The sequence below is a fragment of the Floridaenema fluviatile BLCC-F154 genome, assembly GCF_041929135.1.
Classification (GTDB): Bacteria; Cyanobacteriota; Cyanobacteriia; order Cyanobacteriales; family Aerosakkonemataceae; genus Floridanema; species Floridanema fluviatile.
Genome location: NZ_JBHFNS010000082.1, coordinates 1 through 12,714, shown reverse-complemented (window position 1 = coordinate 12,714; position 12,714 = coordinate 1). Strand labels below are relative to the sequence as shown.

Sequence of the window (12,714 nt, the reverse complement as noted above, 5' to 3'; positions counted from 1 at the left end):
CTACACATTTTATAAAATTTTCCTAACATACCCTAACTCACCACCAATCCAAGGTGATACAATCTACATCCAAGCTAGGGGTGCCCATTTTGGGCTGAGATTAGACCCTTAGTACCTGAGACTGGGTAATACCAGCGGAGGGAAGCTGTTTATCCGAGGAATCAAATATGCGAACAGAATGGGTCGCCAAGCGGCGTGGGGAAGCTAATGTCTCTCAAATGCACTACGCCCGTCAGGGTGTGATCACCGAAGAAATGCACTACGTCGCCCAACGGGAAAATCTCCCAGTTGAGTTAATTCGGGATGAAGTAGCAAGGGGACGGATGATTATCCCTGCTAACATTAACCACCCTAACTTAGAGCCGATGTGTATTGGCATCGCCTCCAAGTGCAAAGTTAATGCCAACATTGGTGCTTCTCCTAATTCTTCTAATATTGAAGAAGAAGTCAATAAGCTGAAATTGTCGGTGAAATATGGTGCTGACACCGTGATGGACTTATCCACAGGTGGCGGAAACTTAGATGAAATTCGCACTGCTATTATTAAAGCTTCCCCTGTTCCCATTGGTACAGTGCCAATTTACCAAGCATTAGAAAGCGTCTATGGCAGGATGGAAAATCTTACCCCTGATGACTTTCTTCATGTGATTGAAAAACACGCTCAACAAGGCGTTGATTACATGACAATTCACGCAGGTATTTTAATTGAATACTTGCCATTAGTGAAATCTCGCCTAACAGGAATTGTGTCTCGTGGTGGCGGAATTATTGCTAAGTGGATGTTACATCATCACAAGCAAAATCCGCTTTACACTCACTTCCAAGACATCATTGAAATCTTTAAGAAATACGATGTTTCTTTTAGTTTAGGCGATTCTTTGCGCCCCGGTTGTACTCATGATGCTTCCGATGCTGCCCAACTTGCTGAATTAAAAACCCTTGGTAAATTAACTCGCAAAGCTTGGGAACATAATGTGCAAGTAATGGTCGAAGGGCCAGGTCATGTACCGATGGATCAAATTGAGTTTAATGTGAAAAAACAAATGGAAGAGTGTTCCGAAGCACCTTTCTATGTTTTAGGGCCATTGGTGACAGATATTGCTCCTGGTTATGACCATATCACTTCTGCGATCGGGGCAGCAATGGCTGGTTGGTATGGTACTGCAATGTTGTGTTATGTAACGCCTAAAGAACATTTAGGTTTACCCAATGCAGAAGACGTGAGAAATGGGTTAATTGCATATAAAATTGCTGCCCATGCTGCGGATATTGCGCGTCATCGTCCGGGAGCACGCGATCGCGATGACGAACTTTCCAAAGCCAGGTATAATTTCGATTGGAATCGTCAATTTGAATTGGCATTAGATCCCGATCGGGCCAAAGAATACCACGACGAAACCTTACCAGCAGACATCTACAAAACCGCCGAATTCTGCTCAATGTGTGGGCCAAAATTCTGCCCAATGCAAACAAAAGTTGATGCCGAAGCATTGGAAGAATTAGAGAAATTCTTGGCAAAAGATCAGGAATCTGTAGCAGTTCCTAGCATCTAAAATTAAAGTAGGGTGGGAAAAATCCCACCTTAATATTTTACCTTGGTAAACAGCAATGGATTTACAAGCAAAAATACTGTTGTTTAAAAATAAAGACTTTGACATGGTAACTACTAAAGAATACATTGAAAAGCAAGAAGGATCTTACCGAATAACGGGAACTCGTGTTTCCTTAGATTCAATAGTTTATTCCTTCTTAAACGGTATGTCACCCGAAAGTATTGCCCAAGCTTTTCCGACATTAACCCTTGAACAAGTTTATGGCTCAATTACATTTTACTTAGCAAATCGAACTGAAATAGATGCTTATCTGGAAGAAGGAGAAGTTATTTTTGCGGAACAGCGAAAAGCGGCGAAGGAAGCAAATCCTTTGCTATACAAAAAATTAGCTGATGCCCAAATGCAAAAAGTATGACTATTCGCTTTCAGGCAGATGCAGACCTCAACCAAAACATTGTAACTGGTATATTAAGAAGAGAACCAGAAATAGATTTTCAAACAGCTACAACAGCAGGTTTAAGCGGTTTAACAGACACACAAGTATTAGAAATTGCAGCACAAGGAGGGAGAATTCTTGTTTCTCACGATCAAAGGACTATGCCAAGATACTTTGCTGAATTTATTAGCAATGAAACAAGTCCGGGGTTGATAATCGTACCTAAAAAGCTTTCAATATTTGAAGTTATAGAAACTTTAATTATAGTTTGGTCTGCGTCTAATACTGAAGAGTGGGTTAATAGAATTATTTACTTACCTTTGTAATTGGTAGTGCGATCGCTCTTTATATAATTGTAAGTATTTTCAGCCAAATAATTGTGTTTATTCAAATCTTACATCAGCCTCAAAATCCGCCTGCGAATCAATTCGCTTTTCTTATAGCTAAACTCCTCTAAAGAGGACTAAATACTTTCAATTCTTATGCTTTCAGTCCATTTTAATGGACTTGAGCTATTAGCCCGGAAATTGATTTCCGGGTGGGCTAACAGCGCAAGTGCAAGATCTGAGTTTACCTTGATTCAACCTAACAACTCATCCACCGCAACACTAAATCCCAGTAACATAACTTGTGTACTCACTACCTCACCAACACCAAAGCATAATCTGTGACTTTCGGTAATTACAAATATCAACTTATTTTCTGGTAAAATTAACCAAACTTCCTGACAACCAGAATCTAAATACTCTTTAGCTTTAGCAAAAAAATCTTCAACTGTATCAGTTGGCGAAGCAATTTCAGCTATTAAAGGAAAACTTTGAGGTAACACTTCAAACTCGCCATATTGCTCGATCATTTCACGAGTAATATAAGCAATATCTGGACGGCGACCTTGTTTATTAGTGCGACAAGCTGCTTCGGTGACAACTTCTCCTCCTTGTTCGATCGATCGAACATAACTCCTCCAGAAATAATCAAGCCTAGATTGAGTTACACTATGTTTAAAAGTCATCCCATTTTTTTCAATCAGTTGTCCGTTCACCCATTCAGTATTTTCGGGTGGATTCTGCATATAATCTTCTAAAGAAAAGATTTGCTGTTTAACATTCGTCGCAGTAACCATAATATTTTGACCTTCCTAATACCAATTCTGGATGAAGATGCGCTAAATAAATTTAGGCGCAGCTTCATAAAGCAACGGTATAACTTTAGTTTAAACTTTTAACTGTTTATCCCGTTCTTGAATTTCCTCAATTCCAAAAACCGCCGAAAACTTCAACCCAACAGACTGATAAAACTCTTCACCACCCTGCTTTCTATCCACCAAAGAAATCACTTCTTCCACAGTGTAACCAGCTTGGCGCAATCTCTCCACCGCCTTCATTGCAGACTGTCCAGTAGTTACCACATCTTCCAAAACTACCACTTTTGCACCATCGGGTAAATTTGGCCCTTCAACGTAAGCTTTTGTACCATGACCTTTAGCTTCTTTTCTGACAATTAAAGCGGGAATTGGGCGATTTTCCAAAGCAGAAATTACGCTTACAGCTGATACGATCGGATCTGCACCCAAAGTTAACCCAGCAACAGCTTGCGTATCTTCCGGTAACATGGAGAGAAGTAAACGCCCGATCGCCAAAGCCCCTTGCGGATGCAAAGTCACCTGTTTACCATTAATGTAATAAGAACTCTTTTGCCCAGAAGACAGCACAAAATCCCCCGATTGATACGCCAACTGACAAAATAAATCTAGTAGTTGCTGCCGTAAACTCGTCAAATCAGATGAACTTTTAATTCCACTAGTCATTACAGTAATTAATCTAAATCAGCCAACAACGATCTTAAACTGAAAGATAGGTTAATATTTGGAAAAAAGTGAGGGTGAAATTTATGGTCATGCGCCTGAGCAGTTCGATCGCAGCCTTAACACTGACTGCTGCTACTAGTTTATTCGCCACTACTGCCAAAGCTCAAGTCGGAGTAGATTGTACAAACGGCATAGATTGTGTAAACCCCTTTCCTTTGAGCGTTTACACTTTGGATGAAGCAATGAACCGTGCTTATTACAACAACGGTAAGCCAGTTTATCAAAATCAAGTTTTTCCCAGACAACTTTACTTTATTTTTGGCCCCAGCTGGAACTTGCTACAGGGAAATTATCCAGAAATTGAAATCACTGAAGACGGTAGAACAGTTCATAACCTTTATGTAGAAGCCATGAGATTACAAAACACTAGCGATCCAGTGATTCGCACTAGAAATTTACCTAATCCCTACAATACCTCTGTGTTATTACTGCTTCCCGATCTGATCGAAAGACCAGTTCCCGGAGTTGAACTTTATAACCAAGAACTACCCCCACAATAAAAGTTTGTAGTAGGGACTTTAGTCCTCTTCCCCAACACAGGCAAGACTGAATTCCTTGCTACACACAGCTAGAGTTAATTCCGCTAAATTTGAAATCGGCAGTGCAGGAGTCGAACCTGCCTGAGGCGAATTATGAGTTCGCTGCCTAATCCGCTCGGCCAACTGCCGGAAAAATTTTTGCTTAGAAAGCGGTAGTAGTTTTACAGAGAATACTATAATACCACTTTAAGCACATCAAGAGCGATAAGCTCTTTAATTGTATAATCAATCAGGTAAATCCGACAAGCTTTAATCCTAGCTGAGTATAATTGAGCGTTAGTGGAAGCAAAATGGCGAAAAATATAACATCCATCAAAAAATTGAACCCAACAGCAGTGTTGACAATTACTTTGCTAGCACTGATGTTTGGCGGGGGCTTTTTGAGTGGAATTTGGGGGTTCGCTTTAGGTAGGGAAGCTCTCAAAGGTGTCAATCAACCAGATGCTCGCCCTACTGCCAGAAAGAACCAGAAGGAGTCTCAATTGACTTCCAAACCCCTGGTTTTTCTCAAAGAAGCCGAGATTCTTAAGTCTGTAAAAACTCGGATACAGGAAAGAGGCAAGCAAACTAAACCAGAAAAAAAAGAAGCAGACAGTAATACAAAAGAAAAGTTAGTGGCTAAAGCTGAGGCTGCTCAAAAACCACCAACTCAGCCCGGTTTTCCCATTACCGCCCAAGATAAGGGCGTAGTCTTGGAAATTCGCTCAACTCGTCAGCAAGAAGGTTTTTTACTGCTGGATGTTAGCTTAAAAAATGAAAGCTCTCAACCAGTACAGTTTGTTTATACCTTATTAGATCTTACTGACAATTGGGGACGACCTTTGAGTGCTAATACAGAGGGTTTACCAGGAGAATTACCTGCTAATAGTCAGGCTTTTACGGGAACAGTAAATATTCCGAATTCGATCTTAGAAAATGCAGAGCAACTTTCTTTGACGTTAACAGATTATCCCGATCAAAAGATTCGTCTGCAAGCTGCTGGTATCCCCATTACCAAACCTAATAATTAGTTAGAAACCGTTTTTTAGTAATAATACTTTTTCCTTAAATGTTTGCCACTGTTGTGGTTTTGTTAGTCGCTAATTTGGGATTGATTAATCAAGTTCCCATTGTCTTAACTTGGTCGGATGTTTTATTTCGGATTTTGTCGGTGTTGTTGCTAATTGCAATCAACGCTTTTTTTGTTACGGCTGAATTTTCGATGGTTTCGGTGCGTCGATCGCGCATCAACCAACTAGTTAACTCCGGCGATATTCCGGCAAAAACCGTTCAGGATTTGCAACGAAGTATCGATCGCTTACTCTCAACTACCCAACTAGGAATTACCCTTTCGAGTTTAGCTTTGGGTTGGATTGGCGAAAATACAATGGCGATTTTAGTCGCTAGCTTTTTGACTCGCCTCCCCTTACCCCAATCTTTAAATCAAATGATGGCTCATACTTTAGCCGTTCCCGTAGCTTTTTTCCTGATTGCTTATTTACAAATTGTTTTAGGCGAGTTGTGTCCGAAATCAGTCGCTTTACTTTATTCGGAACAATTAGCTAGATTTTTAGGGCCACCAAGTTTAGCGATCGCCCGCTTTTTTAACCCCTTCATTTGGATTTTAAATCAATCCACTCGCTTTTTATTAAGACTAGGCGGAATTCGTTACACCGGACAAGGTTGGCGACCACCAGTTACTCCCGAAGAACTACAACAAATTATTACCACTTCTACCGAGTCTACAGGATTAGAAGCCGAAGAAAGAGAACTATTAAGAAACGTCTTTGAATTTGGCGATATTACCGCTGGAGAAGTGATGATTCCCCGCATTAGTATTGCCGCTATTCCCAGCACCGCCACCTTCCAAATGTTACTTTATGAAATCGGTGCTAATCGTCACTCCCGCTACCCCGTAATGGGAGAATCTTTAGATGATATTCGGGGGATTATTGACTTTATCGAATTAGCCGAACCTTTAGCCCAAGGAAACTTAAATTTAGACACTGCCATTCAACCTTGGATTCGTCCCGTAAGATTCGTTCCCGAATATACACCATTGAGTGAATTATTGCCGATGATGCAGCGATCGCATCTGCCAATGGTCATGGTAGTCGATGAATTTGGCGGAACCGCTGGATTAGTTACAATTAATGATTTAATTGCCGAAATAATCGGAGATGCTAACGAACCCGAAAACCCCCAAGAATTAATCATCCAAAGTTTAGATGAACAAACATTTTTAGTCCAAGCTCAAATCAACTTAGAAGAACTTAACGACCTCCTAGATTTAAACTTACCCTTAACCGATGAATACCACACTTTAGCAGGTTTCTTACTTTACGAAGCTCAGAAAATTCCCCAAATTGGAGAAAGATTACATTATAAAAACTTAGAACTTACAGTTATCTCTGCTGAAGGGCCAAGGTTACATCAAATTCGCATTCGTCGTCTCGATTCCACATCAGATTTTATTCAAGAGAAAAACGAATTAAACAGTGGAACTGAAACAGAAAATTACCCAACAAATAACATCCATAATAAAAGCTCTGATTCAGATATAATTTCCGATTAAATATCCAATTAATTAGGAAAAAATTCTGGATTCATCACTTCTTCTGGAAGATAAGGACAAACTTCGGGAAATACCTTTTCGTCTAACTGAGTTTCCTTAATTGCTAAAGCCAAACCTAGTTCATAAGCATCAAGGAAACCTTGACTTAAATAGGGTTTCAAACTAGGGCTATCCTGCAAAAGCAATTTAATTTGAATCCGTTGTTCACGAATAGTACCCAACCAACTATTAGTACGTTTTTCTGATTGAAATTGCCACTTGAGTAAATGCCCCAACAAAACACCTAATCGATTTCGTAATTCTTGCCTTTCTTTCCTACCCAAAGTTTCAATTTCCTCTATCAAATTAAGCCTGTCTAATCTATCCCATTGCTGAGTTTTCAGCAGACTAACTTGCTCTTGAGTCCAAGCATAAAAATCGGTTTCATAGAGGTGAGAACTAGAAACTATCTCCATATTAGACCTCCCATAAAGATGTTTTTAATTAACGGTTCTTATTAAGAATACTCTACTGGATCTTTTAAACCTAACTCTTGAAAAGCTGCCAAACGTAGCCGACAAGAATCACAAACACCACAAGCTTTTTCCCCACCAGCATAACAAGACCAAGTTTTTGACCAAGGCACACCTAAACTATTACCTAATTGAATAATTTCCGTCTTTTTCAAATTAATTAACGGCGCAACAATTTGAATCGGCTCACCTTCAAGACCTTGCTTAGTTCCTAAACGAAAAACTTCCTGCATCGCTTGGATGTAATCAGGACGACAATCAGGATAACCAGAATAATCTAAAGCATTGACACCAATGTAAACCTTGGAGGCATCGATCGCTTCCGCATATCCCAGCGCAAAACTCAAAAAAATCGTATTTCGCGCCGGAACATAAGTAATTGGAATACTTCCTCCCATCTCGGAAAGCGATCGATCGTCAGGCAAATCAATTCGATCGTCCGTCAGCGCCGAACCACCCCACAACCGTAAATCAAAGCTGACTACTTGGTGTTCCTTGACACCAGCAGAACACGCAATATCTCGCGCCGCAACCAACTCCCGGCGATGACGCTGCTGATAATCAAAGGAAAGCGCGTAACAATCAAACCTATCCACCAGAGCTTGATAGAGCACAGTTGACGAGTCTAAACCCCCAGATAACAAAACCACCGCTTTCATAATCTTTCCCCCCCTCTAAACTGCTCCTAGCTCCTGCTGACGACGTTTTCCGCCAAAGCATAAAAACCCGTTTGGGTCAACTTAACCTGTGTAGGAACTTTGAGTCTGCTTATAAATTCTTAATCAATGGAGTCACTATGTTACCATCTGGATGGTTTTTGACGGCTATAAGTAAAAAGACCAAGCGTGGTGTAGGAGCATACCAGAGTGCAAGAAAGCATCTCCGTGAGATTTGCAAACGCATATATGCAACGAAGTATAGAACCGTTGCGAATCGGGGTCATCGGTGTGGGTAACATGGGGCAACATCATACCCGCGTGTTGAGCCTACTCAAAGATGTAGAACTAGTCGGTGTCGCAGATATTAACGTCGAACGCGGTTTAGATACTGCCAGCAAGTATCGCGTCCGCTTCTTTGAAGATTATCGCGACTTACTGCCCCATGTAGAGGCAGTTTGTATTGCCGTACCGACTCGCTTGCATCATTCAGTAGGAATGACCTGTCTGCAATCAGGCATTCATGTTTTGATTGAAAAACCGATCGCGGCTAACATCAACGAAGCTGAAAGTCTAGTGAATGCTGCCGCTGAATCCGGGCGCATTCTCCAAGTCGGACATATTGAACGCTTTAACCCAGCATTTCAAGAACTCAGCAAAGTCCTGAAAACCGAAGAACTGCTGGCTCTAGAAGCACACCGCATGAGCCCCTACTCAGACCGAGCTAACGATGTCTCCGTCGTCTTGGATTTAATGATCCATGACATCGACCTATTGCTGGAATTAGCAGCTGTCCCAGTGGTGAAATTAACCGCCAGTGGTAGCCGTGCCTCCGATTCTGGCTATTTAGATTACGTGACCGCCACTTTAGGCTTTAGTAATGGTATTGTGGCAACTCTCACAGCTAGCAAAGTTACCCATCGGAAAATCCGCCGCATTGCGGCCCATTGTAAAAATTCCTTGACTGAAGCTGACTTTCTCAATAATGAAATTCTGATTCATCGCAAAACTACCGCTAACTGCATGACTGATTACGGTCAAGTACTCTATCGGCAAGATGGTCTAATTGAGAAAGTTTACACCAGTAATATTGAACCACTGCACGCAGAATTAGAGCATTTTGTCAATTGCGTGCGTGGTGGTAATCAACCTTCCGTCGGCGGCGAACAAGCTCTAAAAGCTTTGCGTTTAGCAAGCTCAATTGAGCAAATGGCTCTTGATGGTCAAGTTTGGCATCAAAGAGAAGTAGAGCGCATTAATCAATCGCCTTTGCAGGTTTAAATTCAGCCAAAATATTCTTCCCTGTCTGTAATGGCTGATGATTTTAGCTCTAATAATTGTCCAATAGATTTAGTAATTGCTTGGCTAACTTGGCAATTACCTTGATAACTGAGGTGAATATGATCCCTATATAAACTTTCTTTTGACTCGGCAGAGTTAAACACTGGCAAAAAGTCCAGGTAGAAAATTTGTTTGCTGGCAGTGAATTCGGTAAGTCGTTGGCGTTCTTTAATTTCGTAATCACGAGGGCCAGGTTCGCCAACTTCTCGCAATAATGGTGTCATTGCCAGCAAAAATTTGCTATTTTTAGATTTTGCAATCGCCAAAATCTCCTCAATAGCTGCTAAATTAAACCCAACTCGATCGCCAGCCTCCTGATTCAAAATAGCTAATTCCGGGATATTTGGTGCTGGCAAAACATAACGAATAAAAACTTCTTGTAAAGCCAATAAAGGCTTTTTGTCTGGGTAATTACGATCGCGTCCCACCTGTACACTAGAAGGCGCAGTCGCAAATAGATCGTCAGTATTAATTAACAACACCACAACTTGCGCCCCAAAAGTACCAAATCGCTTTAAATAAGCTAACTCATTCCTCGGCCCCCAAGAATTTGCTGAAGCATTCAAAACTTCCACTTCTTTAAACTCATTTTCCCCCAAATTTGCCTTTAACTCACTGGCAATTGTTGCCGACAAAATCCGATCTTGATCGGTCCACCAACCACCATTTGCGATCGAATCTCCCAACAACAACACCCGCAAAGTTGACTCCGGGCAAGTCGGAGAAATTCCCCCACCCCGCATCGAATACTCATTAATCTCAATCCGATTCCCAAATCTCCGCGTTCGCTGATTCGGCCCTAGCAAATAACCAATCTCGGCATCTGCAACATAAATTAACGGATTACCAAACCCAAAACGCGATCGTAACCCCACCTCCAAAACCAACCATAAAACAAACACCACCAGCAAAACTATCACCAAAAAATTCACAATTCTTCATCTCCCTAACTTTAACTCATCTATAATTTTCGGTTCGTTCTAAGCACTTCAGTGCCAAAAAACTTTCTAAAGATATGTTTAATTTTTGAGTTTTTGTAACTAATGATAATAGACGAAGCTAGCAACAACTAGTTAACTTATTATTTGAAATGCTTAACTTCTAAAACTTAGCAGCACTCTACAGGAGGAATATACGGCATTATGACAGACCTAAATCGTGGCATCATGAAATTTGAGGGAGCCGACACTCCCACAGCCGTAACTATTTCAGCCATCCTAGTTCTAGGTACGATTATCGGCTTAATCATTTGGGCAATCAGTTCCGCTTACACCGTCGGCTAAAAGAAAGGCAAAAGGCAGAGGGGCACAGAGGCAGTTTTGAGTTATATCGTCTCCTTGTCCCCACTTCCCCATCTCCCCACCTCCCCATCAACTCTTAAATTGGTGTGAGTTAGTACAATAAAACAGCTTTTCTTCCTCTAATCTGAGGACGTTGTAATAGAAAATATTAAATTTCTGGGCAAACTACCAGAAAGCAACGTTAACTGAGGCAAGAAGAAAACATGGTACAACTTACACCAAATCCTAGTTATAGTTTGGCTATTCGCATCGAATTACCTAATCGCGCCGGAATGTTAGCCAGCGTAACTCAGGCGATCGCTTCCGTTGGTGGTAATCTAGGACAAATTGATTTAATCGAACAATCACGCCACGTTTCGATTCGGGAAATTACCGTTGATGCTGCCAGCTTGGAACAAGACGAAGAGATTATCCAAGCAGTGAAGGCACTCCCCGATATCAAAATTTTAGAAGTTTACGATCGCACCTTTAATCTACATCGCAGTGGCAAACTCAGCGTCAACAGCAAAATTCCCTTAAAAAGCCAATCAGACCTAGCAATGGCTTATACTCCAGGTGTGGGTAGGATTTGCACCGCCATTGCCCAAGACCCAGAAAAAATTTACAGCTTAACCATTAAACAAAACACAGTAGCGATCGTCACCGATGGTAGCGCCGTCTTAGGACTAGGCAACTTAGGCCCCGGCGGTGCATTACCAGTCATGGAAGGCAAAGCCATGTTATTCAAAGAATTTGCTGGCATTGATGCCTTCCCCATTTGCCTCGCCACCCAAGATCCCGACGAAATAGTTAACACCGTAAAAAACATTGCCCCAGTCTTCGGAGGCGTTAACCTAGAAGACATCGCCGCACCCCGTTGTTTTGAAATCGAAAGGCGACTCAGACAAGAATTAGATATTCCCGTATTTCACGACGATCAGCATGGAACTGCGATCGTTAGTTTAGCAGCCTTAATTAACTCCCTGAAACTAGTCAAAAAATCCTTATCAGAAGTTCGCATTGTGATTAACGGTGCAGGTGCAGCTGGAATTGCGATCGCCCGCCTACTCAAAAAAGCAGGAGCAGAATCCATCTGGATGTGTGACTCTAAAGGTATCCTCTCCCAAAGTCGCACCGACCTCAACGAAGAAAAACGCGAATTTGCCGTTAAAGCCCAAGGGTCCCTCGCCGGAGCCCTCCAAGGCGCAGACATTTTCCTCGGCGTTAGCGTCCCCGGAGTCCTCACCCCGGAAATGGTCAAATCAATGGCAAAAGACCCCATAGTTTTTGCAATGGCTAATCCCATCCCCGAAATTCAGCCAGAATACATCGTCTCAGATGCCGCCGTGATCGCCACAGGTCGCAGCGACTACCCAAACCAAATTAACAACGTCTTAGCCTTTCCAGGGGTATTCCGTGGTGCCCTAGACTGTCGCGCCACCACCATCACCACTACTATGTATTTAGAAGCAGCTTATGCCATTGCTTCCCTAGTCAGTCCCACGGAACTAAATGCAGAGCACGTTATTCCTTCCGTGTTTGACAAACGAGTTGCTACAGCTGTTGCCAGTGCCGTTCAACAAGCCGCACGCCTAGAAGGTGTCGCTCGTTGTTAAGAAAAAGGCGATCGCTCTCAGGCAGGAGATTTCAGTGAAATAGAATAAGGGCAAAGCATTCCGGTAGTAAATCTCTGTTTCTCATCAATAGCCGATCGATCGGGATGCTTCGCCCTTACAAACTAGGATGCTCGCTAACAACGCTACAATTCGCTGCTACATTATCTCAATGTCGCAAGAAGACTCCCGGTACAGCGCAGCTTACCGGGAGATGAATTATGACCAAAACCTCAGATTGAGCATAGCGAATCGATATAATTTGACCTTGACATTTTCCCAGGTTATACTGTTACTAATTCCCGGATTAACAGAGAAATGTTGATAGGTTTAAAGGTAAGATTATATCCAAACAAAGAGCAA

14 protein-coding genes, 1 tRNA gene and 1 riboswitch are annotated in these 12,714 nt (G+C 41.9%); of the genes, 9 read left to right on the top strand and 6 right to left on the bottom strand.

The features are described 5' to 3' along the window. The first annotated feature begins 66 nt into the window (after positions 1 to 66). Positions 67 to 160, top strand: a riboswitch (TPP riboswitch). Between the two features lie 7 nt (positions 161 to 167). Genes thiC through ACE1B6_RS22440 form a run of 3 tightly spaced genes read left to right on the top strand, consistent with a single transcriptional unit; the run spans position 168 to position 2,315 of the window. Then, entirely contained in the window at positions 168 to 1,553 is a 1,386-nt protein-coding gene (gene thiC, locus ACE1B6_RS22450) for a phosphomethylpyrimidine synthase (RefSeq protein ID WP_413259502.1), read from the top strand. Positions 1,554 to 1,608: 55 nt separating this feature from the next. Then, on the top strand, positions 1,609 to 1,968 hold the full coding sequence (locus ACE1B6_RS22445; RefSeq protein WP_413259501.1) for a DUF433 domain-containing protein: 360 nt from the start codon (positions 1,609 to 1,611) through the stop codon (positions 1,966 to 1,968). Beyond that, the gene (locus tag ACE1B6_RS22440; RefSeq protein WP_413259500.1) at positions 1,965 to 2,315 is read left to right on the top strand and encodes a DUF5615 family PIN-like protein; all 351 of its coding nucleotides are present in this window, start codon (positions 1,965 to 1,967) and stop codon (positions 2,313 to 2,315) included. The genes ACE1B6_RS22445 and ACE1B6_RS22440 overlap by 4 nt, the downstream gene beginning before the upstream one ends. Before the next feature lie 254 nt (positions 2,316 to 2,569). Here the strand turns inward: ACE1B6_RS22440 and ACE1B6_RS22435 are convergent, their stop codons facing one another. Both ACE1B6_RS22435 and pyrE read right to left on the bottom strand, forming a co-directional pair. Beyond that, on the bottom strand, positions 2,570 to 3,112 hold the full coding sequence (locus ACE1B6_RS22435; protein ID WP_413259499.1) for a Uma2 family endonuclease: 543 nt from the start codon (positions 3,110 to 3,112) through the stop codon (positions 2,570 to 2,572). A gap of 90 nt (positions 3,113 to 3,202) precedes the next feature. Beyond that, positions 3,203 to 3,796, bottom strand: coding sequence for an orotate phosphoribosyltransferase (gene pyrE / locus ACE1B6_RS22430; RefSeq protein ID WP_413259498.1), 594 nt, complete (start codon positions 3,794 to 3,796; stop codon positions 3,203 to 3,205). Positions 3,797 to 3,879: 83 nt separating this feature from the next. Here pyrE and ACE1B6_RS22425 point away from each other — a divergent pair, with 83 nt between their 5' ends. Next, positions 3,880 to 4,356 carry a hypothetical protein gene (locus ACE1B6_RS22425; RefSeq protein WP_413259497.1) on the top strand — a complete coding sequence of 159 codons (477 nt, stop codon included), beginning with the start codon at positions 3,880 to 3,882 and terminating at the stop codon, positions 4,354 to 4,356. 95 nt (positions 4,357 to 4,451) lie between these two features. Here ACE1B6_RS22425 and ACE1B6_RS22420 read toward each other — a convergent pair. Next, positions 4,452 to 4,524 (bottom strand) — tRNA-Ile (locus ACE1B6_RS22420). 161 nt (positions 4,525 to 4,685) lie between these two features. Between ACE1B6_RS22420 and ACE1B6_RS22415 the strand changes: the two genes are divergently transcribed. Both ACE1B6_RS22415 and ACE1B6_RS22410 read left to right on the top strand, forming a co-directional pair. After that, positions 4,686 to 5,405: a hypothetical protein gene (locus tag ACE1B6_RS22415; RefSeq protein ID WP_413259496.1), complete on the top strand. Its 720-nt coding sequence runs from the start codon at positions 4,686 to 4,688 to the stop codon at positions 5,403 to 5,405. Between the two features lie 38 nt (positions 5,406 to 5,443). Continuing rightward, positions 5,444 to 6,949 carry a hemolysin family protein gene (locus ACE1B6_RS22410; RefSeq protein ID WP_413259495.1) on the top strand — a complete coding sequence of 502 codons (1,506 nt, stop codon included), beginning with the start codon at positions 5,444 to 5,446 and terminating at the stop codon, positions 6,947 to 6,949. An 8-nt stretch (positions 6,950 to 6,957) separates the two neighbouring features. Here ACE1B6_RS22410 and ACE1B6_RS22405 read toward each other — a convergent pair whose 3' ends face one another. Continuing rightward, positions 6,958 to 7,404, bottom strand: a complete 447-nt coding sequence (locus ACE1B6_RS22405; RefSeq protein ID WP_413259494.1) for a DUF29 domain-containing protein — start codon at positions 7,402 to 7,404, stop codon at positions 6,958 to 6,960. Between the two features lie 41 nt (positions 7,405 to 7,445). Beyond that, positions 7,446 to 8,120 (bottom strand): 7-cyano-7-deazaguanine synthase QueC, encoded by a 675-nt coding sequence (queC, locus tag ACE1B6_RS22400; protein ID WP_413259493.1) that lies wholly within the window; start codon positions 8,118 to 8,120, stop codon positions 7,446 to 7,448. A 246-nt stretch (positions 8,121 to 8,366) separates the two neighbouring features. On the opposite strand from queC, the gene ACE1B6_RS22395 reads away from it, so the two are divergent. Next, positions 8,367 to 9,398: a Gfo/Idh/MocA family oxidoreductase gene (locus ACE1B6_RS22395; RefSeq protein WP_413259492.1), complete on the top strand. Its 1,032-nt coding sequence runs from the start codon at positions 8,367 to 8,369 to the stop codon at positions 9,396 to 9,398. Positions 9,399 to 9,400: 2 nt separating this feature from the next. Here ACE1B6_RS22395 and ACE1B6_RS22390 read toward each other — a convergent pair whose 3' ends face one another. Continuing rightward, positions 9,401 to 10,390, bottom strand: a complete 990-nt coding sequence (locus ACE1B6_RS22390) for an SGNH/GDSL hydrolase family protein (RefSeq protein WP_413259491.1) — start codon at positions 10,388 to 10,390, stop codon at positions 9,401 to 9,403. 210 nt (positions 10,391 to 10,600) lie between these two features. Between ACE1B6_RS22390 and ACE1B6_RS22385 the strand changes: the two genes are divergently transcribed. Continuing rightward, on the top strand, positions 10,601 to 10,741 hold the full coding sequence (locus ACE1B6_RS22385) for a hypothetical protein (RefSeq protein WP_413259490.1): 141 nt from the start codon (positions 10,601 to 10,603) through the stop codon (positions 10,739 to 10,741). 221 nt (positions 10,742 to 10,962) lie between these two features. Continuing rightward, positions 10,963 to 12,354, top strand: coding sequence for a malic enzyme-like NAD(P)-binding protein (locus ACE1B6_RS22380; RefSeq protein ID WP_413259489.1), 1,392 nt, complete (start codon positions 10,963 to 10,965; stop codon positions 12,352 to 12,354). Positions 12,355 to 12,714 lie beyond the last annotated feature (360 nt).